The sequence below is a fragment of the Ruegeria sp. BA12 genome (genome assembly GCF_056539625.1).
Genome location: NZ_JBQFVF010000001.1, coordinates 124,617 through 148,348, shown reverse-complemented (window position 1 = coordinate 148,348; position 23,732 = coordinate 124,617). Strand labels below are relative to the sequence as shown.

Sequence of the window (23,732 nt, the reverse complement as noted above, 5' to 3'; positions counted from 1 at the left end):
GTTGATTACTTTGCCCGGACCCTACCAAGGCTCCGGGCTTTTTTGCGGGATCACAAGTGCAACCGGGATGTGAACAATAGCGCGACCCCTTTCGAACTGTCCCCCAAATAGCGATAAATTTTTGATAAAGTTTGACAAATTTGTGAGCCTCCACACACTGAGTTCGTAGTGTTTGTTTAATGAGTGTTTTGGCTATGGAGCCTGTTGAAAAGATAAATGCACGCGTTGACGCGCTCGAAGCTTTGGGCTTGGACCAGAATGCAGGGTCCGACGATATCCGAGATGCTTGGCGCCACATCGCATTTCACGCACATCCAGACCACAGAAATGGCGATTGCACACATTTCGCGCGCGCCAAAGAGGCGTATGATTTTTTACGCCGCGAAGGGCTGACCGTCAAAGGACGTGCCACCGGCATGCCGCGCCGGCCGAAGCTACGCAAACGTGTCATTGAATTGGAAAGTGCCGATATCGACGCCTGCCGCGTGTTGCTGAACACAGCTCTGGCGCACAGCCCGGATGGCGCAAACCCGGAATCTCAGACCTCAATCGAAGCGGACCATGTCCCTGAAGCCGTTGGGTTCTATGGCCGTCATCTGACTTATTTTGTTCCAACACCGGTTTGTGAAGGGTCCAACCGGGTGGCGCTGCCAACCTCGGTTCTTGCCTCGGCCCGGCGGACGGAAACCGAAGTGCTTAGCTTTCAGTCGAACGATGCAGGGGCCGGTGAAGTCGTGGTTCCCGACACGATCACCGAACGAAAATTTCCCGGCGCGAAAAGCGTTCGCATCAAGTTCGACGCGGATCAACAGATGCGCGACGACTTCTGGCTGGCTGGCTAACAGCAAAAACCCGGCCTAGTGTGGACCGGGTTTAGCTTCGGTGAGTAGCGTATTAGTTTGCGATCGGACCTTCCGAGGTGAATTTCGGAATAACGCTGGTCGATGCGTCATCGCCTTCGATCCCCGGCCAGTTGCCTTCGGCCAGATTGATGTTGCCGGGGATATCCTCTTCAAAAAAGCCGACAACAACATCAGTGATGTTCAGGTACAGCTTGTCATCGACAATCCGCCACAGGTTCGGGTTCGCCGGAACCTTGCCACCACGCGATACACCGTAAGCGCAATGCCCATCATAGGCCGGGGCGTAATAGGCGGGGTTTTCAAGAAACTTATCGCGGTTCTCTTCGGTCGAGAACGCCCAAGTGGCACCGTTATAGTCCGCTGTAATATCAGAACGGCCACGCACAGCCTCGGGCTGGGCATGGCCAACCGGCGCCTGATCCAGGCCACGATAGGCGACAACGTCGTAACCCGACACGGCAAAACCGGTGCCGTCTACATACTGATCACCGGCGAAAGCCGGCACGGCAAAGGCCAAAGCTGTCACGAAAGTCAGGGCAAAGCGTTTCATGTGGTAAATCCTTTTGTCCTCGGGGTTGGGCACTTGCTGAGAGAATAGATATTTTCGCCCCAATGGGCAGTCCTGCTCGCGCCGCTGTGACATCGCATGAAGAAATGTGAGAGGTCCGATCCCGAATGTTACAAAACTGCCCCAACATCCGGGGTTGGACTCGGGGCTTTGCAACATTAGCTGTTGAGACGGACATAAACTTTACCAGAACGCAGCTGAGAAAGACGACAGATGAGCGAGCAATCCCCATACACGCCCCCCGCAGTCTGGACATGGGACAGCGAAAGCGGTGGTCGATTTGCCAATATCAACCGACCCATTGCCGGGGCGACCCACGACAAGGACCTGCCGGTCGGAAAGCATCCACTACAGCTTTATTCACTGGCCACCCCAAACGGCGTCAAAGTCACAGTGATGCTGGAAGAACTACTGGCGCTAGGTCACGAAGGCGCTGAATACAATGCATGGTTGGTTAATATCGGCGAGGGGGACCAATTCAGCTCGGGCTTTGTCGACGCCAATCCGAACTCTAAGATTCCTGCACTTTGGGACCGCTCAGGCGATGAGCCTGTGCGTGTTTTCGAAAGCGCCTCGATCCTGTTCCATCTGGCCGAAAAGTTCGATGCTTTCCTGCCGAAATCGGGTCAGGAACGCACCGAGGTGATGAACTGGGTATTTTGGCAGATGGGCAGTGCGCCTTATCTTGGCGGCGGTTTTGGCCATTTCTACGCCTATGCGCCTGAGAAATGGGAATACCCGATCAACCGCTTCGCGATGGAGGCCAAACGGCAGCTGGACGTGCTGGACCGGCAACTGGCTGAAAACGCTTATATTGCAGGCGAACACTATACCATTGCTGATATGGCCATTTGGCCCTGGTATGGCCAACTGGTGTTGGGCCGTCTCTACAGCGCCGCCGAGTTCCTGGATGTCGAGTCCTATAAAAATGCGATGCGGTGGGCCAAGGCGATCGACGCGCGCCCCGCTGTTCAGCGTGGCCGCATGGTCAACCGTGCGTTTGGTGAGCTGCATACGCAGCTGCACGAACGCCATGACGCAAGCGATTTTGACACCCGCACACAAGACAAGCTGGAAGCAGCAGAATAGTCGCGACGCCCCGCGGTTCGTTGGATCGCGGGGCTTGCCTGATCACCTATTTCAAAATTGGTGGCTTATCCGGGTTACTGCCCGGCGTAACCTGTTCGATGACCCGCGCCTCGGGCTGTGGCAAGTCGAACCGTAAGCCAACCCGTGCCAGTGCCGCTGATGCTGGATCATGCGGGCCAAAAAAACCAACATCCATCGCCCCAGCCTCAATCCCGGAAAAGGTCAGTGCCTCGGACGCGGCTTTGGCCAGTGCGGGCTCAGCCCCCTCAACCGCGCCGACAAAACCAAGAAGGTGGCCCATGCCGCCCTCTTCCGTCTTGGTCCCAACAAGAAACGCAGCTTCGGCCAAGCCGACGGCTGTGGCCAGCTTCGTGTCCAGCGCTGTCAACAGATCATCCGGCATGCCCTTTGGCGGCAGGAACTCTGCCAGACGTTGCTGTACCTCTTCTGGTGCATGTTCCAACGTGGTGGCCAGCCAGCCCAGCGCTTCGGCCGGGATCAGCATGGATGAAGGTGCAACCTCAAGGTTCAGACCCAGCCCGATCCCCTGCCCTGCCAGCATCGTCGACAGCACCCGCCCCGACAGCGCGACGTAAGGCACGGGACGTTCCGCAAATCGGGCCAAACGGTCGTGGCGATCAAAGGCCAGTACAAAGCGGCCATCCGCAACATCGAACAGCTCGGGCGAGATATTCTCGTCCTGCGCTTCTTCGGCCAGCAACAGAAACAGCTCAGAGTCTGCCAGGCGCTCAAAAAACCGCAGACGCGCCGCGTCATCCTGCGGACTGGCCTCCATCGTGGCATGGGCGGCGTCAAGCGCCGTGGCGTTAGTCATTCAAAACCTCTTGCACCCGCGCACGCAGAACCGGCAGCAGTTCAGCTTCGAACCACGGGTTTTTCTTCAGCCATGCCGTATTCCGCCAAGACGGATGAGGCAAGGGAAAGACGCGCGGCGCATGGTCTCGCCAGTTGCGCACGGTTTCGGTCACGGCCGTACGTACACCTAGGTGATATTTGTGCGCGTGCCCCCCGACCAGAACCGTCAGGGGCACCTCCCCTAACTCATTCATCACCCTGTCATGCCATGTCTTTCCGCATATGGGCGGCGGTGGTAGGTCGGCTTTACGCTCGTTATATCCAGGAAAGCAAAAGGCCATCGGAACGATCGACACGCGGGCGCGGTCATAGAATACGGCCTCGTCAATCCCCAGCCAGTCCCGCAGACGGTCGCCAGAGGGATCGGTGAATGGACGCCCCGAGGCATGGACCCGCGCGCCAGGCGCCTGCCCTGCGATCAACAATGGCGTACCAGACCGAAACCAGACCACCGGGCGCGGCTCATGCGCGGTAAACGTGGTCTGAAACCTGTCTGCACAAATACGGCAGGCCTCAATTTCTTTCTGTAGCGAATTCATCAGATCGCAAGACTTCCTGCATCAAATTGGTTGACGGTCGAAAGGAAAGATAGTCAACGGACACCCCAAGGCCAACAGATGCAAAAGTCACAAAACCAACAGCACAGCTACGGTACGCATTGATCATTTGTTTCACAATTCGACATAATGTAGCCAACATGGACCAATAAATTTGTCGATGGTTTACCAACCTGGGCGGTGTACCAAACAAACGCCCGAGCAGCAGGCCGTGAATGCTTGAGTTTGAGAATGTCAGTAAGTCCTTTTGGACCGGGACCCGACGCAAGGTGATCCTGGATCGGGTCTCGTTCCAGATCGAACTGGGCCGGTCGATTGGCATATTGGCCCCAAACGGCACCGGCAAGACGACATTAATCAACATGATGGCCGGGCTGGAAAAACCGGATGAGGGTGTGATCCGCAAATCCTGCCGCATCTCGTTCCCGATGGGGTTTTCCGGCGGTGTGGTCAAAAAGCTTTCGGCCCTGGAAAACGCCCGCTACATCGCCAAAATCTATGGAATGGATCCCGACTATGTCGAGGCGTATTGCAGCTGGCTGTGCAATCTGGGTGAGTATTTCAACCAGCCTATCGGGACCTATTCATCCGGTATGCGGGCTCGCTTTACCTTTGCTCTGATGCTGGCGCTGGATTTTGACATGTACCTGATTGATGAGGGCATGCCCTCATCCACGGATGTAGAATTCAACCGAAAAGCAGGTGACATCCTGCGAGAGCGTTTGCGGACAACGACACTGGTGATCGTGTCCCACAATCCCGACGTTCTTGAGAAATTTGCACAGCAGGCGGCCGTTCTATTGGACGGTCAGCTTTACATGTTCGACACCTTGGAAGAGGCACGACAGTTATATGACTACCAAACCCAAGGCTAAAAAATATCGCTGGCGCCGCAATCGTCAGGGCTCGGATTCCGCAGACGCACGGGCCGACGCGATTTCGCGCATCAGAAAAGCGACGCAACCGTCTGAGGCGGCAAATAACCCGTCTCCCTCGACCGATATTGAGGCGATCAAGCGCGAAGGGCTAACCGGTCGCCAACTGCGTGTGGCACGTCGTCTGGCCCAGAAAAACGGGCTTGCTGCAACGTCGGATTACGACGCGGTGCGGCTATTACGTAAAAAGGGCATCGATCCGTTCGAACGTGCCAACTTGCTGGATTTGGCAGCCGAAAAAACAGGTTCGAATGATCAGGCAAAGGACAAGATCAAGATCCAGTTGCCGCAGACGATTTCGGACTCTTCCCAAGGCCTGACCGGTCCGGAGCTAACGCCAGCCGAGCGGCGAAATCTTGAAATCGGTGAAATTCAGAAGGACATCGCACGCCGCCGCAAACGCAAGCTGTTTGCGCTGTTTGCGCGTCTGGCAGCCTTTGTACTGCTGCCGACCCTGATTGTGGGCACCTATTTCTATCGGTACGCAACACCGATGTACGCCAGCGATTCCGCCTTTTCAATCTTGCAGGCAGACGGCGGCGGGGCGTCCTTTGGTGGGTTTCTTGCAGGCACTCAATTCGCCACTGCACAAGATTCCGTCGCCACGCAGGAATTTTTGGAATCCAAAGACGCGCTGGTGCGACTTGAGAACGACACCAATTTTTCCGAAATCTTCAAGCAGGATTGGATCGATCCGATTCAACGCCTGCCGCAGGATGCATCTCTTGAGGATACCTATAAGCTTTACAAGCGGATGATTACCATTGGGTACGACCCCAGCGACGGTATCATCCGGATGGAAGTTGCGGCACCAAGCCCCGAGATTTCAGTCGAACTTTCCAATCTTCTACTGTCCTATGCCGAGGAAACCATCAACGGTCTGACCGAATTGAAACGCGAAGACCAAATGCGCGATGCCCGGGCCGGTTTTGAATTGGCTCAGAACGAACGTCGAAAAGCTCAGGAGGAACTGATCGAGCTGCAGCTTCAGGGGGCGGTTTTGGACCCAGAAAACGTCCTCCTTGGCCTGCGCGAACGGATCAACGTAATCGAAATCGAGTTGCAGGAAAAAGAACTGCAGCTGGCCGCACTTTTGGACAACTTGCGCCCGAACCAAGCCAAAGTGGATGGTGTCCGTGCGGACATTCAACGACTTGAAGTTGCCCTGGCAGAACTGAACGCCGAAATGCTGGACGCGTCAGCAGGCGAAAACTCGCTGGCGCGTTTAAGCGTGCGAATTCAGATGGCCCAGGCCGACCTTGTGGCTCGTGATTTGATGCTGCAAACCGCAATGGAACAGATGGAAACCACACGAACCGAAGCCAACCGCAAAGTGCGTTATCTGACGGTTTCAGTGAACCCGGTCGCCAGTGAGGAACCCAGCTATCCGCGCAAGTTTGAAAATACGATTTTGGCTTTCCTATTGTTTGCTGGTATCTACCTGATGATCTCGCTTACCGCGTCGGTCCTTCGTGAACAGGTATCCTCGTAAGACACATGAAACATGTAAAAATCTCCGATCTCACGGTCGGTAATGATCTGCCTCTGACGATCATTGCCGGCCCCTGCCAACTTGAAACCGCCGATCACGCCCAGATGATCGCTGGCAAAATGAAAGAGGCCTGCGACGCCGCCGGTGCTCAGTATGTGTTTAAAGGCTCGTTCGACAAGGCTAACCGCACCTCTGTAAACGCAGCTCCTGCACTGGGCCTCGACAAAGGTTTGGCAGTGCTGCAATCGGTAAAGGACAGCATTGGCGTGCCAGTCACTACGGATGTGCATGAGAAAGAACAATGCGCGTCCGTTGCCGAGGTGTGTGACATCCTGCAAATCCCCGCTTTCCTTTGCCGTCAAACCGCCCTTCTAAAATCCGCAGGCGCAACAGGCGCTGTGGTCAACGTCAAAAAAGGTCAGTTCCTGGCCCCTTGGGACATGCAGAACGTCGCGGCCAAGATCGAAAGCACCGACAATCACAACATCATGCTGACGGAACGTGGTGTCAGCTTTGGCTACAACCGCCTCGTGGTGGACATGCAATCTCTGCCGGAAATGTCTCGCACCGGGTACCCGGTGATAATGGACGCCACCCACACTGTGGCTCAGCCCGGTGGATTGGGTGGTGCATCCGGTGGTCAGCGCGAATTTGCGCCCGTTATGGCACGCTCGGCTGTTGCCGTTGGTGTAGCCGGTGTATTCATGGAAACACACCAAGATCCGGACAACGCCCCCTGTGATGGCCCCAACATGATCTATCTGGATCAAATGCCTCAATTGATTGACACATTGATGCGCTTTGATGCATTGGCCAAAGCCAACCCGATTCAGATTTAAGCAAGAGCGATAGTATGACCAAACCCATCCCCGAGGTGACTCCGAACACCTGGAGTTTTCTGCGCGACCCGATGATCAAACCCACCGGGTTTCGCGAATATGACGCCCGTTGGAAATACCCCGAAGAGATCAATCTGCCGGGCATGACGGCGCTGGGGCTGGGTTTGGGCACTCAGATGCGCAAGCGTGGAATCGCGCCTGTGATCGCGGTCGGCAACGACTATCGCGACTATTCGCTGGCAATCAAGAATGCGTTGATCCTGGGCCTGATGCAGGCTGGAATTCAGGTCAAGGATATCGGCCCGGCACTGAGCCCTATGGCCTATTTCGCCCAGTTCCATCTGGACGTTCCCGCCGTGGCCATGGTCACCGCCAGCCACAACCCGAACGGCTGGACCGGCGTGAAGATGGGCTTTGAACGCCCGTTAACTCACGGCCCGGACGAGATGTCGGAATTGCGCGATATTGTTCTGAATGGACAAGGCGCCCCCCACGAAGGGGGTTCGTACGAATTCGTGGACGGCGTGAAAGAGGCTTATATCGACGACCTGGTTGGTGACTTCAAAATGTCCCGGCCCCTGAAAGTTGTCTGTGCGACGGGTAATGGTACAGCGTCAGCCTTTGCGCCCGAGATTTTCGAACGGATGGGGGTCGAGGTCGTGCCCAGCCACAACCGGCTAGACTACACCTTCCCCAACTACAACCCTAATCCTGAAGCCATGGAGATGTTGCACGACATGGCCAACACCGTGAAATCCAGCGGCGCCGACATGGCGCTGGGATTTGACGGTGACGGAGATCGCTGCGGTGTTGTCGATGACGAAGGTGAAGAGATTTTCGCCGACAAGGTCGGCGTGATCATGGCCCGCGATCTGGCCAAGCTGTACCCCAACGCGACCTTTGTGGCGGATGTCAAATCAACCGGGCTGTTTGCCAGCGACCCCGAGTTGCAGGCCCACGGCGTCAAAGCCGATTACTGGAAAACCGGCCATAGCCACATGAAGCGCCGGGTTAAAGAAATCAATGCTCTGGCAGGGTTCGAGAAATCGGGCCACTACTTCCTGGCAGAGCCGATCGGGCGCGGCTATGACTGCGGCATGCGAGTCGCGGTTGAGATCTGCAAATTGATGGATCGCAACCCGGACAAAAGCATGTCGGACCTGCGCAAGGCGTTGCCAAAAACTTGGTCGACGCCGACCATGTCGCCCTATGCCTCTGATACCGAGAAATACGACATTCTCAAACGGTTGGTGGACAAGCTGGTTGCCAAGGCAGATGCGGGTGAAACCCTGGCAGGCCGCGCGGTCAAAGAGGTCGTCACCGTCAATGGCGCCCGCGTCATTCTGGACAATGGCAGCTGGGGGCTGGTGCGGGCGTCCTCGAACACGCCAAACCTGGTTGTGGTCTGTGAAAGCAGCGAAAGCGAAGAAGAAATGCGCGCCATATTTGCCGATATCGACGCCGTCATCCGGACTGAGCCCGGCGTTGGCGATTACGACCAAACCATCTGATTTGGGATCGGGGCGCCTAAGGCGCCCCGCCCTTTAATTTCCACCCAACAGCTTGAACAAGCCTTTCTTGGCCTCTTCTTCCAGCTTATTTTTCAAAGCATCCTCGACACTTTCACTGTCAGTCACTGCCGTACCCAGTTCATCACCCACTTTGTCCAGAACCTTTTGCTTGGCGTCGTCCTCAAGGTCTTTTAGCTGACCTTCGGCGGCGGCCTCGATCACTTTGGACAAATCGGGTTTGATCGAAGGGTCGCTCCACGGCCCGACAATCCGCACTGGAACCGAAAGACCCTGCCCCGAGTTGGCCCGCAGCGCGGTTGGGGTAAACAGATAGTCGATCCTGCGCGCGCCGATATTGACCTTGCCCGTCCCATCTGCACGGAAATTGTCCAGTGACATCAGCAGGTCGTTATTGGTCAGCACACCCTGATCAATGGTAAAACTGGCTGTCAGGCTGTTGAACACGGTTGTCCCACCCGAACCTTTGCCGCGCCCCATCAGGCGATCCAGATCAAAACCCGAAATCACGCCCTGCCCCACATTCAGATTGCCCGTGCCACTGAGGGATCGCATGATCTGGTCTTCGGTCTGCCCGACGCCTAGAAATTCAAACTCACCCGTTCCTGTACCCGTAAAACGCTCAATCCCCGCGAGGGTGGACAGGGCTTGTTGAACGTTCATGTTTTTCGCCTTCAGCTTACCGCCGACTGACAGGCCATTGCGGTTGTTGGCCACCACCTGCCCGTTAACCTGACCCGAGAACAAAGTGGCCGGGTTCATCTGCAACACAGCACGGGACCGGTCGAGTATCAGCGTCAGGTCGCTGGCTCCCAGTTCTATGTCGGGCAGGACAATGGACGAGGCCGTCAGGCGTATTTCCCCATTGGCCAGCGACAGGGCCGAGGCATCAATCGGGGCCTTGGACCACCCACTGTCGGGCGAGGACGCCGTTCCCGACCCACCCCCGCTCGACGCCGGCGCGTCATTGAAACGTGACAGGTCAATATCCCCACTCTTGAGCCGCGCGGTGATTTTCGGCGGATCCGAAATCTCGATATCCGTTTCTCCGGTAAAGCGGTTGTGGTCCAACTGCGCCACCATGTTGCGCAGTGAGATACGGCCCTCGCTGGTATAGGTCATCTGCCCAGACACATCGGCCTTGCGGCCCAATCCCAGCGGCACCCCGACACCCGCCTGTCCAAAAGCGGCCATCATTTCCTCGGTGTTCCTGGTTTTGACCGCAAGCGCGCCGTCCATTTCTCCAGCAAGGTTGACGCGGCCATCGAACCCAACCTCGCCGCCCGGCGCGGTCAGAGCCAATTTCAAAGGTGCGACAGCCCCGGATGCATAGGTCGGCAGGTCCGGTATTTCGAGGTCAACTTTCACGTGGCCGCCCGGCACTGCCATCCGCGCCTCCATGACCATGGGTGAGGTCGGCCCCGGCCAGCTGGCCGACAGATCAACGTTTGAGAAGTTGAATTTCGTTGCGCCATTTTCGATGTAAACCAACTGTGCATTGGTCAGTTCCAGACGGTCCAGCGTCACGGCACCTTGAGGCGATGCAGATGACGCGCTGGTATTGCTTCCGGTCGTCGCCTGCGAGGCAACCGGAGCGCTTAATTCCCAATTGCCGCGTCCATCGGATAACTCGAGCCTCAAAACCGGATTATCCGCGACAACCCGCCTTATCCGTAAATCTCCGTTCAGCAGCGCCGAAGCATCCACGCCGACGGCAAGGCTTTCGGCGCTGAGCATCGGTTCGGACCCGGCCCAGGGTGCGTTGCCAAACGTGACAGGGCCGGTCTCCATCCCCAGAACGGGCCAGAACGACAGGTTCACATCCCCCGACAAGGTCAGGTCGCGCCCCGTTTCGCTTTTGACCTGTTCCGCCAGAATCGCCGCCAGCTTATCCCCCGGCATCAGCAATAAGGCGCCGATGACCAACCCGATTGCGGCCACGAATAAGAAGAGTATGCGCACCAGCCACTTCATTTTTCTGCTCTCCGCTTATTTGGCATGCGTTGAAAAGATCATCCAAAGCCCAGCCCGTATTTGCAAGAGGAAGCGTTCCCCACTATATGCCGCGCCATGAGCACGAACCCACCAAACCTCCGCCCTGACCTGGCGCCCGCCGCCAGGATGCCTGATACGCCACGTACCAACCAACCAACCATTGGTATGGTGTCGCTGGGCTGCCCCAAGGCCTTGGTCGATAGCGAGCGGATTTTGACCCGTCTTCGTGCAGAAGGGTACGGCATTTCGCCAGATTATTCCGGGGCCGATGCCGTAATCGTGAACACTTGCGGGTTCCTTGACAGCGCCAAGGCTGAGTCTCTGGACGCCATTGGCGAGGCTTTGGTAGAAAACGGCAAGGTCATTGTGACCGGCTGCCTGGGGGCCGAGCCCGACTATATCCGTGAACACCACCCGCGCATTATGGCCGTGACCGGGCCGCATCAATACGAACAGGTGCTGGATGCGGTGCATTCAGCAGTTCCCCCCGATCCTAATCCATTCGTTGATCTACTGCCCGCCGCCAGCGTGCAGTTGACCCCGCGCCATTACAGCTATCTCAAGATATCCGAGGGCTGTAACCACAAGTGCAAATTTTGCATCATCCCAGACATGCGCGGGAAACTGGCCAGTCGTCCCGCCCACGCCATATTGCGTGAGGCCGAAAAGCTGGTCGACAATGGCGTGCGCGAATTGCTGGTGATCTCACAGGATACCTCGGCCTATGGGCTGGACCGGAAATACGATGTGAACCCGTGGAAGGACCGTGAGGTGCGCAGCCACATTACCGATCTGGCGCGTGAGCTGGGGCAGCTGGATGCCTGGGTTCGTCTACACTATGTCTACCCCTACCCGCATGTGCGCGAGCTGATCCCCCTGATGGCCGATGCCAGGTGCAACATCCTGCCCTATCTAGACATTCCGTTCCAACATGCCCACCCGGACGTTCTGAAACGCATGGCCCGCCCGGCGGCAGCGGCGAAAACACTGGACGAGATCGCAGCATGGCGCGCGACCTGCCCCGATATCACCCTGCGCTCGACCTTTATCGTCGGCTATCCCGGCGAGACCGAGGCTGAGTTCCAGACGCTTTTGGACTGGATGGATGAGGCGCAATTGGATCGCGTGGGATGCTTCCAATACGAAAACGTGGATGGCGCACGCTCGAACGATCTGCCCGACCATGTTCCGGCCGAGATCAAACAAGAGCGCTGGGAACGGTTCATGGAGAAGGCACAGGCGATCTCCGAGGCAAAGCTGGCCGCAAAGGTCGGCCAGACCATCGAGGTGATCGTGGACGAGGTCGATGGCGAAGCCGCCACTTGCCGCACCAAATCCGACGCGCCCGAGATCGATGGGAATCTGTTTATCGACGAAGGGTTTGAAACCCTCAACCCTGGCGACATCGTCTCGGTCGAGGTCGATGAGGCTGGCGAATATGACCTTTGGGGCAAGCTGACCTGATCCAGTCACCCCTGCTGGGCAAAGCGTGAGGCAAGTTTATTGGTGTTTTGCGCCAGACTCGTGGATTATGACGGGACATACCGCCTTATAGGAAGGAAGTTCCAATGTCCTGCCTACGCCCCTTTGGCCTGAAATGCATAACGGTTATCCTTGCTGCCCAGCTTTATGCCGTTCCCGCTGTTGCGGACAACGTCCGCGCGGGCGGTTTCATAATTATAGGGTCCGAACCGCTGAGCCTGCACCTGCGCAGCAAACACCATGTGCAGCGATACTATGGCGAACCTAAAGTCTATCATCGGTCCAGCAAACACAAACATCAAACCAAGCCGAAAGTGTACCACCACAAGAACAAACCCAAGGTTCATTACGTCAAACCGGTCAAACGACACCACCGGTCAAGGCAAGCGTTCAGCAACAAACATGCCTCGCCTTATTACCTTCCACGGAGTTACGGAATTCAAAACCGAAGATATCGCTATGGTATAAAACGGCGGAGGTATTGATGGCTTCAAAACAGGCTTAGAAGCCCGATGACCCAAGCCAATCCCGCCGCCAAAGCCGTTAACGCAACAGCAGCACTGGCGGCGTCCTTGGCCTGCCCCGCCAGTTTATTGTGATCGGTCGAGGTGTGATCGACAGCGCGCTCAATCGCGGTATTGAACAGCTCGGCCACCAAAACAAGCAGGCCAAATATCAGGATCAGGGCGCGCACCCCTTCACCGAACGGCAACCAAACGGCCAAAGCAGCCGAGACCAGATTTGCCCAAACCCAGGCGCGGAACGAATACTCTTCACGCCAGGTCGCGACCAGCCCTTGCCAGCTCCAACGCGTTCGATCCTTGAGATGTGTAAGAAGGTTTCTCATCAGCCTTCAACTTTTCGGTGTACGGAACTGAAGCCGCATTGATTTATGGAGGGCAAGAAAAAACCGCCCCGAGGGCGGTTTTTTTGTCGAGAATGTGCGGGCAGCCTTAAAAACGGGCCACCCGCGGAATAGTTATTGTGCGACCGGATTACAGACGGTCTGGCCTGCTTCTGTCGTGGCCAGCTCAGTTCCTGCCGGGCAGCTAGGTGTGCCGAATTTGTCGTACTCAGGCGTGATATAAACCGGCGCCGGTTCTTCCTGCTGCGAGCAAGCAGCCAAAACAAGGGCAAATGCACCAACGGCAGCAAATTTGAGTTTCATGTCCGTCATTCCTCTATTAATTTCCTGATATTGCCCAAGAATCCGGGGCCGGTCTCACAATACGACTTGAATGGCATATTTGCAACGAATTCGATCACGCGATCGTGAAGAAAGGCGAAACAACGCCGGTAACCCCCTCAGAAACAGCGGATTTATGAGCATAGGCTACCGATTTTCGCGTATCGCTCTACACTGGTAGACTGACATCAGCAAAAGACGGAGTAGCCACATGTCTGACAGCCCCACCATCGCGCAAAAAGGTCCCTTCCCGGTCGAGGTGATCGAAGGGAAAAGCTATTTCTGGTGTGCATGCGGCCGATCCAAGCGGCAGCCGTTTTGCGATGGATCGCACAAAGACACCGGGTTCGAACCGGTAAAGTACACGGCAGACAGCAGCAAAAAAGTCTTTTTCTGTGGCTGCAAACACAGCGGGAATCCTCCGCTGTGTGACGGGTCGCATTCCAAACTGTAATCAGGTCTTCAACGCGTTCAACAGATCAGCGTTGGCACAGAATTCGGGTGCGGTGTGGGCCTCGGATTGTTGTTCAGACAACCAGATGGCACATTGGTTACTGCACTGCGATGCCCGGCAGCGTGTTACCAGTTCGGCATAGCGATCCGGTGTCAGCCGTTTCTCTGCCATGGCTTCGGTCAACGAGATTTTCATACATCGCGCCACCGAACGGGTTAGCCAAAAGTGTTTTTCGACATCCCCCAAAGAATTTCGCGCCATCAGTTTTCCTGCTTTGATCATGTTTTCAACACAGCAAACCGGTGTTGGTTTCTGCTAGTCTGTAGGTCACCTATCGCGTCCGGTGACCACTCTAATGCGGCATGAAACCTTCCTGTCGTTAAGGCTGCAGTTTTCGGAGCATTTCCTGATTGCGGCAGTATTCCGGCGTTTGGCCCGCCTGCGCGGGCTGCTGTAGGAAGCTCTGGCAATGATTGGGATTTGCACAGCCCGTACACCTCAGAACAGCATCGGAAAGCTGATCGATCGAAACATCACCTTCAATCGCGGATTCCTGCAGATCCACACCAAGTTTCGTAGCCATCTGATCCACAAGACCTGCATGGAATTTCAAGACTTCTTGATCGGGCATGAGAGGTCCTTTCCTGCCATCTGTCCGCAGCAGGATATCTCAACCCGGTGCTTGGGCCTTTGACTCACATCAAGGCCCGACGCCGATATGATCCAGATAGGCTCGGGTCGCGTCCTGCACGCGCCTAAATCGATCCCCACCCAGCTTTTTTCCGCCGTACCAGCGGGTGACGATGACCACATGACTGTCCAGCCCGGCCCGTTCAAGCATCCTTAGAATCACCATGCCCGCACCGCTTTCCCCGTCATCGGCCTTCAACGCCCCGGTCGGCAAAATGGCCGCCCAGGTGTTGTGCGTGGCTTTGGCATAAGCCTTGTCTGACTTGAGCTCCTGCAAGACTGCATTAACATCGGCCCGCGTGCCAACGGCTGCGCCTGTTACCGCGTATTTCGACCCCCGGTCCGTCAGGATCACGCCCAGCCGTGTCAAAGCGGTCATTGCGTCAAACCCAATTGTCTTGCGGTTTCAAGAACGATCTGAACTCGGTCGGTATTTGGGGGGTGCGTTCCCAGAAACTGATCCCCCGGATCGGGAAGGCGATCAAAATATTTGGCGCCAATTAAAGGGTTGTATCCCGCGTTATGGGTGATGATCGTGCCCAGTTGGTCCGCCTCAAGCTCGAACGCTTTCACGTTCACCTGCACACCCAATTCGGCCCCCAATTTCTGCGTGCGTTCAAGGTCTTTGCCTTCCTCGCCATGCAGCTTACCCAATTCGCTGAAGATCGCGGCACTTTCCTGGGCGTTTTTCGACTGCCGGGCGATGTGTCCCAAAACATGATGCGCTGCCTCGTGCCCCATGACAAACGCCAGTTCATCAGGATTCTTCGCAGATTGGATCATCGAACGCGTGAATATGATTACCGGCTGATTGTCATCATCCAGAGTCTGAAAGGCATTTGCCGGTGCGCGCGGGTTCAGGTCGACCAATATCGTGAAATCGCAATTTTTGACCTTGGCCTGGCGCAGACATTCGGCGCGGGCTTCGTCGCCGACCTGACGGCTGATTTTCCGAAACGCGGCGGCGTCGACCTGAAAATCACTCGAATCCAGCGACCATTCATTTGCCGGTTGCACGCGCAGGACACCGGCACTGCAGGCCGTCAACAACAGAGGAAACAGCAAATAGATCAGACGGCGCATTCATATTCCTTTGAAACGGTGATCCCGTTTGAAAAACCATAGCGCGACACCTGGGGGACTGCCACCTTCGGATTGCACGGGAACGGGTTGCATTGCCGCCTTGCTCCCTGCACTCTGCCTATATGTTTTCGATTGAGCATGAATTCGACTCGACAGTCATTACTCTGGTGGACGAAGGCCCCAAACCTTTGCAAGAGGATGTCGTCATCAACAGCTTCGCCGAATGTGTGACGCTTGAGCAGCTGGACCCACGCACAGACAAGATCCAGAAAATAACCTTGTCGCCCGAGCAGGTCCGCGATCTGGCCGCTGCGCTGGATTTGCCGGAAGGGGTGTATCAAATCCACGAAAGACCCAGTCAAGGCGCATAGACAAACAGCTTGTCCCGCGCAGTCTGCCCTTGTTTTAGGGTCAGCGTCGAAGGGGCCACCTGCATGGCCGTGGCCAGTATCCGGCGCACAGCTTCGTTGGCTTTGCCGTTTTCGGGCGGCACAGTGACCGTAATGCGGATTACGCCCTTGTCCATCGTAATGCTGTCCTTTGCGGCTTTCGGCGTGACCCGAACCGGAACCGCCGTGCCAGGGACGGCATGGGCGCTTAGGTCGGGTATGTCGCGCAGTTTTGGCCTGGCCATCTTTTCACCTCTTGCCTGTAAATACCCTTGCATGGGGCACCGGGGAATGAAAATGATCCGGCCTATCCAGCTGATTGCACTTGAAACGCGCCAGATACTCAACCAGATACAGACTGCTCATGTAAAGGAAGTTAACATATGTCCTTGAAAAACCCCGCTGCCCTGGAATTTCTGCAATCGCGCCGGTCTCGCCCTGCCAAAACGCTGATTGCTCCGGCCCCGACGCGGGATGAGCTGTTGCCGCTTTTGACCGCCGCCGCCCGCAGCCCCGATCACGGCAAGCTGGAGCCGTGGCGCTTTATCGTGCTTGAGAAAGGCGCAATGCCGCGCCTGTCCGGGTTGACGCAAGAGCGGGGCGTTGCCCTGGGCAAGACGCCCGAGGACATCACAAAAGCGCAAAGCCAGTTTGACATGGGCCATCTGGCCGTTGCCGTGGTCGAGGTGCAGAAACCATCCAAAAAAATACCGGCGATTGAACAGACCTATTCGGCTGGTGCTGTCTGTCTGGCCTTACTGAACGCGGCGCTTGCAGCGGGTTGGGGGGCGAACTGGTTGTCCGGCTGGCAAACCCATGATCCCGAATTCTGCCGTCAAGCCTTTGGCTTGCAAGACAACGAGCGCATCGTTGGCCTGATCCACATTGCTACTGAAGGAACGGCCCCGCCAGAACGCCCTCGCCCGGATGTGGCAGCGCTGACCGAATGGGTCGAGGAATGATGATCCTCAACGCGTTTTTCGCAGCGCTTGGTCAGATCGGAGACCCCAAGTTCCGCGCAGTCATACTGCGTGGCATAGGTCTGACGGTCGCGCTGTTGATCGCTGCCTGCGCTGGTGCAATCTGGCTGATCAACAGGCTGTCCGGAGATGAGATTTCACTGCCTTGGATTGGCGCCGTGCCGTGGCTGAACGATGTACTGAACTACTCCGGCATTTTTGTGGTGTTGATACTGCCGGTGTTTCTGATGATGCCAGTCGCCTCGGCGATTACGTCTTTGTTTCTGGAAGAGGTCGCGCAGGCAGTCGAGGATAAACACTATCCCACCCTGCCCGCCGTTCCAGGCATCCCGTTCAACGAAGGGTTAAGGGATGCGGTTAGCTTCATGGGCGTGCTGGTTGTGGCCAACCTGCTGGCGCTGATCCTCTATGCGATGTTCCCACCACTGGCGCCGTTTATTTTCTGGGCAATGAACGGGTTTCTGCTGGGTCGGGAGTATTTCACGCTGGCCGCGATGCGAAGGATCGGGCGGGACGGCGCACGCAAGCTGCGCGCCAAACACTCCGCCACCATTTGGCTGGCCGGCACCTTGATGGCCATTCCCCTCTCGGTGCCGCTAGTGAATCTGGTGATCCCAATCCTCGGGGTTGCCACTTTCACCCATATCTATCACAAGCTGTCAGGTCTCTCGACCTGACGCTCAGTTCCGCGGTTCCAGTTGGTTCAGCCAGTCGAAATCGCGCACCGAGATCACACCAGAGATGATAATCCCGGCAATAACAGCCCAGAGCACCACCGAAATCCCGGTGGTGATCCACATCTTTTTTTTCATGTGATGCACTTCCGGCGCGCCCGCATGGGTGCCCGGAACGATATCACCCAGATCGCCTTGCGTTTTGATACGGATGGGCAACACAACCAACAGCGTCATGAACCAGATGACGGCAAACAATACCAATGCAGCAGTGATCGTCATGACAGCCTCGCTTGATTAAACCTGTTCTAGTTCGACCAGACAGCCGTTAAAGTCCTTGGGGTGCAAGAACAGTACTGGCTTGCCATGCGCGCCGATCTTCGGCTCGCCCGATCCCAGAACGCGGGCACCGGTTTCCTTTAAGTGATCACGGGCAGCGATGATGTCTTCGACCTCATAGCAAACATGGTGGATGCCGCCTGCCGGGTTCTTTTCCAGAAAGCCGTTGATCGGGCTGTTTTCACCCAGCGGGTACAGCAATTCGATCTTGGTGTTGGGCAGTTCGATGAACACAACGGTAACGCCATGATCGGGCTCATCCTGCGGCGCGCCGACCTTGGCGCCCAGTGCATTGCTATATTGCGCGGACGCGGCCTCAAGATCGGGTACGGCAATGGCGACGTGGTTCAGACGACCAATCATTGAACTCTCCTGTGTTCTGCGTTGCCGCGGTTATGGGGGCAGTTTGGCCAAAGAACAAGTGCGCCAAATTGCCGTTAACCCTGTGTTAGCCAGAAGTTCCTAGCTTAGGGCATCTGCTGATTAGGAGTTCTGCCATGGACGATTCGAGCCCCTTCGCCTCACCCGCGCAGCCGACGGCCACGCGGCCTCTGCTGGGTCAAACCATTCTGGTTGTCGAAGACAGCCGCTTTGCCTGTGACGCGATCCGGCTGATGTGCCTGCATAGCGGTGCGCGTATCCGGCGAGCGGATTGCCTGACCTCGGCCTGGCGCCACCTGCAGATCTATCGCCCTTCTGTCATTCTGGTGGATATCGGCTTGCCAGATGGGTCCGGTGCCGACCTGATTGCCGAATTGGCCGAAGCAACCCCACGTATCGGCGCCATTCTGGGCATGTCCGGTGACGATCACGGTCAGGAGGCTGCGTTGCAAGCAGGTGCCGATGGGTTTTTGAACAAACCCCTGAAATCACTTTCTCATTTTCAGCAGTTCATTCTGAAAAACCTGCCCCAGGATCGTCGACCCAACAATCTGCGCGCCATTCGGGATGAGGTTATCCACCCGGACCCGATGGCCTATCAAGACGACATGGCCCATATCGCAGATGTACTGGCCGGGCCGAACGATCATCGCACTTTGGATTATGCGGCCCAATTCCTGATCGGCGTTGCCCGGGATGCCGAGGATACGGTTCTGGCGGATGCCGCGCAGAAACTGGCCGAAACGCGCGCAGGCGGAGGACCAGTTACGGCGCTGGCCGCAAAGGTCGCCGGCATCGTTCAGGCGCGACTGGAACAGCGCGAGGCGATCTGAATTGATAACGGCGTATTTTCTGACATCCACGATCCTGACGATCTGGGCCTATTCTCAGACCCGTGCAACAGCCCGGAACATCCGTGTTGCACGCGGATCAAAATACTGTCCGTTGACCGACACTGAAGCAACACAGCAGTTACCGCAGAATATTAACCACAGGCTTGTGGCACCTGATCCAAAGGAAAAACCCGCCGCAGGGGCTGCGGCGGGTGATTGATCAATCCTGTGGGATGATCCGCAATCCCAATTCCATCAACTGATCCGAGGTCGGATCGGATGGCGCGTCCATCATCAGGTCTTCGGCGCGCTGGTTCATCGGGAACATCATGACTTCGCGGATGTTGGCCTCATCAGCCAATAGCATCACGATCCGGTCGATCCCCGCAGCACAACCACCGTGCGGCGGAGCGCCATAGTGGAAGGCGTTGAACAGCGCACCAAAGCGGCTTTTCACCTCATCCTCGCCATAGCCTGCCAGTTCAAAGGCTTTCAGCATGATCTCAGGCTTGTGGTTCCGGATCGCGCCCGAGACCAGCTCATACCCGTTGCACGCCAGATCGTACTGATATCCACGCACGTCCAGAGGATTACCCTGCAGCGCCGCCATACCACCTTGCGGCATCGAGAATGGGTTGTGTTCAAAGTCGATGGTGCCGGTTTCTTCGTCCTGTTCGTAGATCGGGAAATCTACGATCCAGGCAAAGGCAAAGCGGTCTTTCTCGGTCAGACCCAACTCCTCACCGATCACATCGCGCGCCTTACCCGCCACCTTTTCAAAGGCCTTCGGCTTGCCGCCCAGGAAGAACGCGGCGTCACCAACACCCAGACCCAGCTGTTGACGGATTGCCTCGGTCCGCTCGGGGCCGATGTTCTTGGCCAACGGACCTGCGGCCTCCATGCCTTCGCCCTGATCGCGCCAGAAGATATAGCCCATTCCGGGCAGACCCTCTTTCTGGACAAAAGCATTCATGCGGTCACAGAACTTGCGGCTGCCACCCGTCGGCGCAGGAATGGCGCGGATTTCGGTGCCTTCCTGCTCCAAAAGCTTCGCGAATATCGCGAAGCCAGAATCGCGGAAGTGGTCGGAGACCACTTGCATTTTAATAGGATTGCGCAGGTCCGGCTTGTCGCTGCCATACCAAAGTGCCGCGTCCTTGTAGGAGATTTGCGGCCACTCCTGATCAACCTTGCGACCACCGCCGAATTCCTCGAACACACCGGTCAGAACGGGCTGGATCGTGTCGAACACGTCCTGCTGTTCAACAAACGACATCTCAAGGTCAAGCTGATAGAAATCGGTGGGTGAGCGGTCGGCACGTGGGTCTTCATCGCGGAAACACGGCGCGATCTGGAAGTATTTGTCAAAGCCCGACACCATGATCAGCTGCTTGAACTGCTGCGGCGCCTGCGGCAACGCATAGAACTTGCCCGGATGCAGACGCGAAGGCACCAAGAAGTCACGCGCGCCTTCCGGCGACGACGCAGTGATGATCGGCGTCTGATATTCGCGGAACCCCTGATCCCACATGCGACGGCGCATGGACGCCACAACGTCCGAGCGCAGCGTCATGTTCTGCTGCATCGCCTCGCGGCGCAGGTCCAGATAACGATAGCGCAGGCGGGTTTCTTCGGGGTATTCCTGATCGCCGAACACCATCAACGGCAGCTCATCAGCGGCGCCCAGCACTTCCAATTCGCGCACGTAAACTTCGATCTCGCCGGTGGGCAGTTTCGGGTTTACCAGCTCAGCGTCGCGCGCTTTGACAGTGCCGTCGATGCGGATACACCATTCGGACCGAACCTTTTCCAGCTCGGCAAAGGCGGCGCTGTCACCGTCACACAGAACCTGTGTCACTCCGAAATGATCGCGCAGGTCGATGAACAGCACGCCACCGTGATCTCGGACACGATGCACCCAACCGGACAGGCGGACGGTTTCACCGACATTGGCGGCGGTCAGAGCGGCGCAGGTGTGGCTGCGATAGGCATGCATGAAAATATCCCTTCGGGCGCAGAATTCGTCGCGCCGATACACCCTGTCAGGCATGGAAAGTCAAGGCAGGTCGCGCTGTCAAAACGGCCTTTGCACGTTGCCCGAGTAGAAATAGATACCCAGACCGGCGGCAAAGATGATATTTCCCGCGATCGCGTGCAATAAGACCGCGTAGAAAAACGATCCGCGTTTGCGATAGGCCCAGGTGAACAGCAACCCTCCGGCAAAGGTCATAACGGCGACGATCCAGCTCCAATACATCAGATGTGCCAGTGAAAACAGCGCAGCGTTCAGCAGATAGGCCGCGCGTCCGTTTGGCAAGATTTCGTGATAGCGGCGGAAGAACAGGGACCGGAACAAAAGCTCTTGCGGCAGGGCCGACAGCAAAGGGTAACCAATCCAAATCACCAGAAGGAATTCGGGTCGATTTCGCAGTAGGAAAAACGCCGCCTCGGGTCGCATTGCCATCACAACCACGGCGCAAATGATCGTCATGGCTAAGGTAAACAAAGCAACCTCGCGCCAGGACCAGTTGCGCCAGTTGTACCGCAGTTCAGCCCAGGCAAAGTCGGGCGTAAAATGCAGCAACACAATCCCGATGGCCGTGAAGGTGAACAATGAGGGGAACATCCAGTCGGGTGGAAAGAACACCGCGATCAACACCGGCGCGGCAATGAAAAACAATCCAAATTCCAGCCGTAATCGCAGATACGGCACCCCGCTGTCCGCCCAATCGGTTTGTTTACTCACTGTATTGCCAACTCCGCCCGGATCAGACCACGCAACGAATTCCCCATATAGAGTTTTTCTGCGTTTTTCAGGTCGGTCAAGGTCAGGGCGGCTTCGGTAACCTCTTTATTACTCAGCAATTCTTCGCGCAGAATGCCGGGTAGAACGCCGCTGGACAACGCAGGCGTTAGGCGACGGCCATCCGGCATATGCAGAAACAGATTGGTGATGGTGCCTTCGCACAGCTCGTCGCGTTCGTTCAGAAACAGGACCTCGTCTATGCCTTGAGGCAAAGTCGCTCGAGTGGTGTCGTATATGGAACGTTGTGTTGTTTTGTGCTGCAACCAGATGTCAGACGCGGTCAGGCGCGGTTCGGCAATGGCGCACCGCCAGATCGTCGGATTATCGGCCAATGCTCCGGTCGTTATATCCAGCTGACCACCTGCGGTCAGCGTCAGTCGACACCTAAGCGGTGATGAGCCACCCACGCCGTTCAACAGATCAATGGCGCGGTCCGCGTCAAAGGAAATCCCAAAGGCTTGGGCGGATCGGGCCATCCGAGCCAAATGCCGATCACGTCGCACGAACCCCTGTTCTGGCCGAAAGGCCAGCGTTTCGATTATGCGGAAGTCAGGATCAGCTGGTGGGCAAAGCGGGCTTTCCATAACGCTTCCTCGTATTCCGACGGGGCTGTGCTGTCCCAGACCAGGCCACCGCCCACGTTCAGAGTGGCTCTGCCATCCTCAACCATTAGCGTGCGGATCGCTACGTTGAACTCGGACCGGCCGTCCGGGGCCGCCCAGCCTATGGCGCCGCAATAGATGTCGCGAGGCCAAGGCTCCAAATCGGCCAAAATCTCCATCGCACGGATCTTGGGCGCACCGGTGATTGAACCACAGGGGAACAGCGCCATCAGGATATCGGACAGCTCGGCCCCCAAATGCAGATGCGCCTGCACCAACGACACCATCTGATGCACAGTCGCATAGGTTTCGACTTTGAACAGCTCGGGCACTTTGACCGATCCGGGCAGCGCAACACGGCTAAGGTCATTTCGTAGAAGATCGACGATCATCAGGTTTTCGGCCCGATTCTTTTCGTCAATCGACAGAAAGGCCCGGCGTCGCGCGTCCTCGGCCATATCATCGCTGCGAGGTTGCGTGCCTTTCATCGGGCGGGTTTCAATCCCTCGATCCGCATCGGTACGAAAGAACAACTCGGGCGAGCGGCTCAGCAAATCAGGCAAGCCGTCCTGCTGTACCAGCGCGCCGTGACCCACCGCTTGCCCGGAAGCCAGAGAAGCATAGAACGCGGCGCTGTCGCCCTGGATGGTCAGGTCGATAGGAAAGGTCAGGTTGGCCTGATAGATATCCCCGGCCCCGATGGCGTCATGAACCTGTTGAAAGGCGCGCGTATACCGTGCCTCATCCCAGCGGGGCTCAAATCCGGTGACGCCACCAGCTGCCGAGGGAAGATCGCGTTGCACTGGGGCCTCATAAACGCCAAAGCACAGCAAAGGCAGACGGCGATCCGCGGGCAGTCGGTCAGCCAAGCGCGGCTCAAGCACATAGCCCAGCTCATAACTGGCATAACCGGCAAGCCACGCACCGCCGGCGCGCGCCTCATCCAGCGCCACCAGGGCCTGGGGCACGTCGTCCGGCTTGTCCGCACGGATCACACTGGCTGGCCGATCGAAACTTGTTCCGGGTCCGGCTGGCCCCTGATCGAAACGAATACGCAATTGCATCCTCATTTGTCGTGCTGCGCGGTATA

30 protein-coding genes are annotated in these 23,732 nt (G+C 56.9%); 12 read left to right on the top strand and 18 right to left on the bottom strand.

Annotated features, from left to right (window positions below; genetic code table 11):
- The first annotated feature begins 194 nt into the window (after positions 1–194).
- Positions 195–842 carry a DnaJ domain-containing protein gene (locus ACR0B0_RS00720; protein WP_170577579.1) on the top strand — a complete coding sequence of 216 codons (648 nt, stop codon included), beginning with the start codon at positions 195–197 and terminating at the stop codon, positions 840–842.
- Between the two features lie 52 nt (positions 843–894).
- Here the strand turns inward: ACR0B0_RS00720 and ACR0B0_RS00715 are convergent, their stop codons facing one another.
- The gene (locus ACR0B0_RS00715; protein WP_480646044.1) at positions 895–1,413 is read right to left on the bottom strand and encodes a YHS domain-containing (seleno)protein; all 519 of its coding nucleotides are present in this window, start codon (positions 1,411–1,413) and stop codon (positions 895–897) included.
- Between the two features lie 231 nt (positions 1,414–1,644).
- Between ACR0B0_RS00715 and yghU the strand changes: the two genes are divergently transcribed.
- Positions 1,645–2,520: a glutathione-dependent disulfide-bond oxidoreductase gene (gene yghU, locus ACR0B0_RS00710; RefSeq protein WP_480646042.1), complete on the top strand. Its 876-nt coding sequence runs from the start codon at positions 1,645–1,647 to the stop codon at positions 2,518–2,520.
- A 46-nt stretch (positions 2,521–2,566) separates the two neighbouring features.
- On the opposite strand, the gene ACR0B0_RS00705 is transcribed toward yghU, so the two are convergent.
- Positions 2,567–3,355 (bottom strand): SseB family protein, encoded by a 789-nt coding sequence (locus tag ACR0B0_RS00705; protein WP_480646039.1) that lies wholly within the window; start codon positions 3,353–3,355, stop codon positions 2,567–2,569.
- Positions 3,348–3,935 carry a uracil-DNA glycosylase family protein gene (locus ACR0B0_RS00700; protein ID WP_480646037.1) on the bottom strand — a complete coding sequence of 196 codons (588 nt, stop codon included), beginning with the start codon at positions 3,933–3,935 and terminating at the stop codon, positions 3,348–3,350. The genes ACR0B0_RS00705 and ACR0B0_RS00700 overlap by 8 nt, the downstream gene beginning before the upstream one ends.
- Before the next feature lie 233 nt (positions 3,936–4,168).
- Here ACR0B0_RS00700 and ACR0B0_RS00695 point away from each other — a divergent pair, with 233 nt between their 5' ends.
- The 4 genes from ACR0B0_RS00695 to ACR0B0_RS00680 are packed head-to-tail and all read left to right on the top strand — an operon-like array spanning position 4,169 to position 8,730.
- Complete coding sequence (locus tag ACR0B0_RS00695) at positions 4,169–4,828, top strand: ABC transporter ATP-binding protein (protein ID WP_170347894.1); 660 nt, start codon at positions 4,169–4,171, stop codon at positions 4,826–4,828.
- Entirely contained in the window at positions 4,806–6,380 is a 1,575-nt protein-coding gene (locus tag ACR0B0_RS00690) for a KpsE/RkpR family capsule polysaccharide export protein (RefSeq protein ID WP_170347893.1), read from the top strand. Before ACR0B0_RS00695 ends, ACR0B0_RS00690 begins: the two co-directional genes overlap by 23 nt.
- A gap of 5 nt (positions 6,381–6,385) precedes the next feature.
- Complete coding sequence (kdsA, locus tag ACR0B0_RS00685) at positions 6,386–7,219, top strand: 3-deoxy-8-phosphooctulonate synthase (RefSeq protein WP_170347892.1); 834 nt, start codon at positions 6,386–6,388, stop codon at positions 7,217–7,219.
- Between the two features lie 14 nt (positions 7,220–7,233).
- The gene (locus tag ACR0B0_RS00680; RefSeq protein WP_170347891.1) at positions 7,234–8,730 is read left to right on the top strand and encodes a phosphomannomutase/phosphoglucomutase; all 1,497 of its coding nucleotides are present in this window, start codon (positions 7,234–7,236) and stop codon (positions 8,728–8,730) included.
- Between the two features lie 33 nt (positions 8,731–8,763).
- Here ACR0B0_RS00680 and ACR0B0_RS00675 read toward each other — a convergent pair whose 3' ends face one another.
- Entirely contained in the window at positions 8,764–10,722 is a 1,959-nt protein-coding gene (locus ACR0B0_RS00675) for an AsmA family protein (protein WP_170347890.1), read from the bottom strand.
- Positions 10,723–10,818: 96 nt separating this feature from the next.
- Here ACR0B0_RS00675 and rimO point away from each other — a divergent pair, with 96 nt between their 5' ends.
- Positions 10,819–12,207: a 30S ribosomal protein S12 methylthiotransferase RimO gene (gene rimO, locus ACR0B0_RS00670; protein WP_170347889.1), complete on the top strand. Its 1,389-nt coding sequence runs from the start codon at positions 10,819–10,821 to the stop codon at positions 12,205–12,207.
- Between the two features lie 113 nt (positions 12,208–12,320).
- On the opposite strand, the gene ACR0B0_RS00665 is transcribed toward rimO, so the two are convergent.
- The 3 genes from ACR0B0_RS00665 to ACR0B0_RS00655 form a co-directional block, all read right to left on the bottom strand.
- Positions 12,321–12,572, bottom strand: coding sequence for a hypothetical protein (locus ACR0B0_RS00665; RefSeq protein WP_480646035.1), 252 nt, complete (start codon positions 12,570–12,572; stop codon positions 12,321–12,323).
- A gap of 143 nt (positions 12,573–12,715) precedes the next feature.
- Positions 12,716–13,072: a diacylglycerol kinase gene (locus ACR0B0_RS00660; protein ID WP_170347887.1), complete on the bottom strand. Its 357-nt coding sequence runs from the start codon at positions 13,070–13,072 to the stop codon at positions 12,716–12,718.
- Between the two features lie 132 nt (positions 13,073–13,204).
- Complete coding sequence (locus ACR0B0_RS00655) at positions 13,205–13,393, bottom strand: hypothetical protein (RefSeq protein ID WP_170347886.1); 189 nt, start codon at positions 13,391–13,393, stop codon at positions 13,205–13,207.
- Between the two features lie 229 nt (positions 13,394–13,622).
- Here ACR0B0_RS00655 and ACR0B0_RS00650 point away from each other — a divergent pair, with 229 nt between their 5' ends.
- The gene (locus tag ACR0B0_RS00650) at positions 13,623–13,865 is read left to right on the top strand and encodes a CDGSH iron-sulfur domain-containing protein (protein ID WP_170347885.1); all 243 of its coding nucleotides are present in this window, start codon (positions 13,623–13,625) and stop codon (positions 13,863–13,865) included.
- Here the strand turns inward: ACR0B0_RS00650 and ACR0B0_RS00645 are convergent, their stop codons facing one another.
- The 4 genes from ACR0B0_RS00645 to ACR0B0_RS00630 all read right to left on the bottom strand — a co-directional run bounded on the left by ACR0B0_RS00645 (position 13,866) and on the right by ACR0B0_RS00630 (position 15,638).
- Positions 13,866–14,126, bottom strand: a complete 261-nt coding sequence (locus ACR0B0_RS00645; RefSeq protein ID WP_170347884.1) for a DUF6455 family protein — start codon at positions 14,124–14,126, stop codon at positions 13,866–13,868.
- A 118-nt stretch (positions 14,127–14,244) separates the two neighbouring features.
- Positions 14,245–14,496, bottom strand: coding sequence for a DUF6455 family protein (locus ACR0B0_RS00640; RefSeq protein WP_170347883.1), 252 nt, complete (start codon positions 14,494–14,496; stop codon positions 14,245–14,247).
- Between the two features lie 69 nt (positions 14,497–14,565).
- Positions 14,566–14,934: a YigZ family protein gene (locus tag ACR0B0_RS00635; protein ID WP_480646032.1), complete on the bottom strand. Its 369-nt coding sequence runs from the start codon at positions 14,932–14,934 to the stop codon at positions 14,566–14,568.
- Entirely contained in the window at positions 14,931–15,638 is a 708-nt protein-coding gene (locus ACR0B0_RS00630; protein ID WP_170347881.1) for a M48 family metallopeptidase, read from the bottom strand. Before ACR0B0_RS00630 ends, ACR0B0_RS00635 begins: the two co-directional genes overlap by 4 nt.
- Positions 15,639–15,760: 122 nt before the next feature.
- Here ACR0B0_RS00630 and ACR0B0_RS00625 point away from each other — a divergent pair, with 122 nt between their 5' ends.
- The gene (locus tag ACR0B0_RS00625; RefSeq protein WP_170347880.1) at positions 15,761–16,009 is read left to right on the top strand and encodes a hypothetical protein; all 249 of its coding nucleotides are present in this window, start codon (positions 15,761–15,763) and stop codon (positions 16,007–16,009) included.
- Here ACR0B0_RS00625 and ACR0B0_RS00620 read toward each other — a convergent pair.
- The gene (locus ACR0B0_RS00620) at positions 15,997–16,272 is read right to left on the bottom strand and encodes a DUF167 domain-containing protein (RefSeq protein ID WP_170347879.1); all 276 of its coding nucleotides are present in this window, start codon (positions 16,270–16,272) and stop codon (positions 15,997–15,999) included. The genes ACR0B0_RS00625 and ACR0B0_RS00620 overlap by 13 nt on opposite strands.
- Positions 16,273–16,410: 138 nt before the next feature.
- On the opposite strand from ACR0B0_RS00620, the gene ACR0B0_RS00615 reads away from it, so the two are divergent.
- Together ACR0B0_RS00615 and ACR0B0_RS00610 are read left to right on the top strand one after the other, a co-directional pair.
- Positions 16,411–16,989, top strand: coding sequence for a nitroreductase family protein (locus ACR0B0_RS00615; RefSeq protein ID WP_480646030.1), 579 nt, complete (start codon positions 16,411–16,413; stop codon positions 16,987–16,989).
- Positions 16,989–17,684 carry an EI24 domain-containing protein gene (locus ACR0B0_RS00610; protein ID WP_170532977.1) on the top strand — a complete coding sequence of 232 codons (696 nt, stop codon included), beginning with the start codon at positions 16,989–16,991 and terminating at the stop codon, positions 17,682–17,684. The genes ACR0B0_RS00615 and ACR0B0_RS00610 overlap by 1 nt, the downstream gene beginning before the upstream one ends.
- A 3-nt stretch (positions 17,685–17,687) precedes the next feature.
- Here ACR0B0_RS00610 and ACR0B0_RS00605 read toward each other — a convergent pair whose 3' ends face one another.
- The gene (locus ACR0B0_RS00605) at positions 17,688–17,963 is read right to left on the bottom strand and encodes a DUF1467 family protein (RefSeq protein WP_170347877.1); all 276 of its coding nucleotides are present in this window, start codon (positions 17,961–17,963) and stop codon (positions 17,688–17,690) included.
- A gap of 15 nt (positions 17,964–17,978) precedes the next feature.
- Positions 17,979–18,383: a methylmalonyl-CoA epimerase gene (mce, locus tag ACR0B0_RS00600; RefSeq protein ID WP_170347876.1), complete on the bottom strand. Its 405-nt coding sequence runs from the start codon at positions 18,381–18,383 to the stop codon at positions 17,979–17,981.
- A gap of 134 nt (positions 18,384–18,517) precedes the next feature.
- On the opposite strand from mce, the gene ACR0B0_RS00595 reads away from it, so the two are divergent.
- Positions 18,518–19,234, top strand: a complete 717-nt coding sequence (locus ACR0B0_RS00595) for a response regulator (protein WP_170347875.1) — start codon at positions 18,518–18,520, stop codon at positions 19,232–19,234.
- Positions 19,235–19,454: 220 nt separating this feature from the next.
- Here ACR0B0_RS00595 and aspS read toward each other — a convergent pair whose 3' ends face one another.
- From aspS to ACR0B0_RS00575, 4 genes are all read right to left on the bottom strand, one after another.
- Positions 19,455–21,230 carry an aspartate--tRNA ligase gene (aspS, locus tag ACR0B0_RS00590; protein ID WP_480646028.1) on the bottom strand — a complete coding sequence of 592 codons (1,776 nt, stop codon included), beginning with the start codon at positions 21,228–21,230 and terminating at the stop codon, positions 19,455–19,457.
- Positions 21,231–21,308: 78 nt separating this feature from the next.
- A complete protein-coding gene (locus tag ACR0B0_RS00585) occupies positions 21,309–21,980 on the bottom strand; it encodes a CPBP family intramembrane glutamic endopeptidase (protein ID WP_480646026.1) in 672 nt (223 codons plus the stop codon).
- Positions 21,977–22,624: an aminotransferase class IV family protein gene (locus ACR0B0_RS00580; protein ID WP_425081089.1), complete on the bottom strand. Its 648-nt coding sequence runs from the start codon at positions 22,622–22,624 to the stop codon at positions 21,977–21,979. Before ACR0B0_RS00580 ends, ACR0B0_RS00585 begins: the two co-directional genes overlap by 4 nt.
- Entirely contained in the window at positions 22,579–23,706 is a 1,128-nt protein-coding gene (locus ACR0B0_RS00575; RefSeq protein ID WP_480646023.1) for an aminodeoxychorismate synthase component I, read from the bottom strand. Before ACR0B0_RS00575 ends, ACR0B0_RS00580 begins: the two co-directional genes overlap by 46 nt.
- Positions 23,707–23,732: the final 26 nt, after the last annotated feature.

What these genes read in the sequence shown, in the direction of transcription:
- ACR0B0_RS00690 (WP_170347893.1), top strand. Translation starts at nt 4,806, where the DNA reads ATGACTACCAAACCCAAGGCTAAAAAATATCGCTGGCGCCGCAATCGT.
- ACR0B0_RS00680 (WP_170347891.1), top strand. Translation starts at nt 7,234, where the DNA reads ATGACCAAACCCATCCCCGAGGTGACTCCGAACACCTGGAGTTTTCTG.
- ACR0B0_RS00700 (WP_480646037.1), bottom strand. Translation starts at nt 3,935, where the DNA reads ATGAATTCGCTACAGAAAGAAATTGAGGCCTGCCGTATTTGTGCAGAC.
- ACR0B0_RS00615 (WP_480646030.1), top strand. Translation starts at nt 16,411, where the DNA reads ATGTCCTTGAAAAACCCCGCTGCCCTGGAATTTCTGCAATCGCGCCGG.
- ACR0B0_RS00655 (WP_170347886.1), bottom strand. Translation starts at nt 13,393, where the DNA reads ATGAAACTCAAATTTGCTGCCGTTGGTGCATTTGCCCTTGTTTTGGCT.
- ACR0B0_RS00705 (WP_480646039.1), bottom strand. Translation starts at nt 3,355, where the DNA reads ATGACTAACGCCACGGCGCTTGACGCCGCCCATGCCACGATGGAGGCC.
- ACR0B0_RS00595 (WP_170347875.1), top strand. Translation starts at nt 18,518, where the DNA reads ATGGACGATTCGAGCCCCTTCGCCTCACCCGCGCAGCCGACGGCCACG.
- ACR0B0_RS00675 (WP_170347890.1), bottom strand. Translation starts at nt 10,722, where the DNA reads ATGAAGTGGCTGGTGCGCATACTCTTCTTATTCGTGGCCGCAATCGGG.
- ACR0B0_RS00630 (WP_170347881.1), bottom strand. Translation starts at nt 15,638, where the DNA reads ATGCGCCGTCTGATCTATTTGCTGTTTCCTCTGTTGTTGACGGCCTGC.
- ACR0B0_RS00660 (WP_170347887.1), bottom strand. Translation starts at nt 13,072, where the DNA reads ATGAGAAACCTTCTTACACATCTCAAGGATCGAACGCGTTGGAGCTGG.
- ACR0B0_RS00575 (WP_480646023.1), bottom strand. Translation starts at nt 23,706, where the DNA reads ATGCAATTGCGTATTCGTTTCGATCAGGGGCCAGCCGGACCCGGAACA.
- ACR0B0_RS00635 (WP_480646032.1), bottom strand. Translation starts at nt 14,934, where the DNA reads ATGACCGCTTTGACACGGCTGGGCGTGATCCTGACGGACCGGGGGTCG.
- ACR0B0_RS00720 (WP_170577579.1), top strand. Translation starts at nt 195, where the DNA reads ATGGAGCCTGTTGAAAAGATAAATGCACGCGTTGACGCGCTCGAAGCT.
- ACR0B0_RS00645 (WP_170347884.1), bottom strand. Translation starts at nt 14,126, where the DNA reads ATGGCGCGAAATTCTTTGGGGGATGTCGAAAAACACTTTTGGCTAACC.
- rimO (WP_170347889.1), top strand. Translation starts at nt 10,819, where the DNA reads ATGAGCACGAACCCACCAAACCTCCGCCCTGACCTGGCGCCCGCCGCC.
- ACR0B0_RS00640 (WP_170347883.1), bottom strand. Translation starts at nt 14,496, where the DNA reads ATGCCCGATCAAGAAGTCTTGAAATTCCATGCAGGTCTTGTGGATCAG.
- ACR0B0_RS00625 (WP_170347880.1), top strand. Translation starts at nt 15,761, where the DNA reads ATGTTTTCGATTGAGCATGAATTCGACTCGACAGTCATTACTCTGGTG.
- ACR0B0_RS00620 (WP_170347879.1), bottom strand. Translation starts at nt 16,272, where the DNA reads ATGGCCAGGCCAAAACTGCGCGACATACCCGACCTAAGCGCCCATGCC.
- ACR0B0_RS00580 (WP_425081089.1), bottom strand. Translation starts at nt 22,624, where the DNA reads ATGGAAAGCCCGCTTTGCCCACCAGCTGATCCTGACTTCCGCATAATC.
- kdsA (WP_170347892.1), top strand. Translation starts at nt 6,386, where the DNA reads ATGAAACATGTAAAAATCTCCGATCTCACGGTCGGTAATGATCTGCCT.
- ACR0B0_RS00665 (WP_480646035.1), bottom strand. Translation starts at nt 12,572, where the DNA reads ATGAACCTTGGGTTTGTTCTTGTGGTGGTACACTTTCGGCTTGGTTTG.
- mce (WP_170347876.1), bottom strand. Translation starts at nt 18,383, where the DNA reads ATGATTGGTCGTCTGAACCACGTCGCCATTGCCGTACCCGATCTTGAG.
- ACR0B0_RS00605 (WP_170347877.1), bottom strand. Translation starts at nt 17,963, where the DNA reads ATGACGATCACTGCTGCATTGGTATTGTTTGCCGTCATCTGGTTCATG.
- yghU (WP_480646042.1), top strand. Translation starts at nt 1,645, where the DNA reads ATGAGCGAGCAATCCCCATACACGCCCCCCGCAGTCTGGACATGGGAC.
- aspS (WP_480646028.1), bottom strand. Translation starts at nt 21,230, where the DNA reads ATGCATGCCTATCGCAGCCACACCTGCGCCGCTCTGACCGCCGCCAAT.
- ACR0B0_RS00695 (WP_170347894.1), top strand. Translation starts at nt 4,169, where the DNA reads ATGCTTGAGTTTGAGAATGTCAGTAAGTCCTTTTGGACCGGGACCCGA.
- ACR0B0_RS00610 (WP_170532977.1), top strand. Translation starts at nt 16,989, where the DNA reads ATGATCCTCAACGCGTTTTTCGCAGCGCTTGGTCAGATCGGAGACCCC.
- ACR0B0_RS00715 (WP_480646044.1), bottom strand. Translation starts at nt 1,413, where the DNA reads ATGAAACGCTTTGCCCTGACTTTCGTGACAGCTTTGGCCTTTGCCGTG.
- ACR0B0_RS00650 (WP_170347885.1), top strand. Translation starts at nt 13,623, where the DNA reads ATGTCTGACAGCCCCACCATCGCGCAAAAAGGTCCCTTCCCGGTCGAG.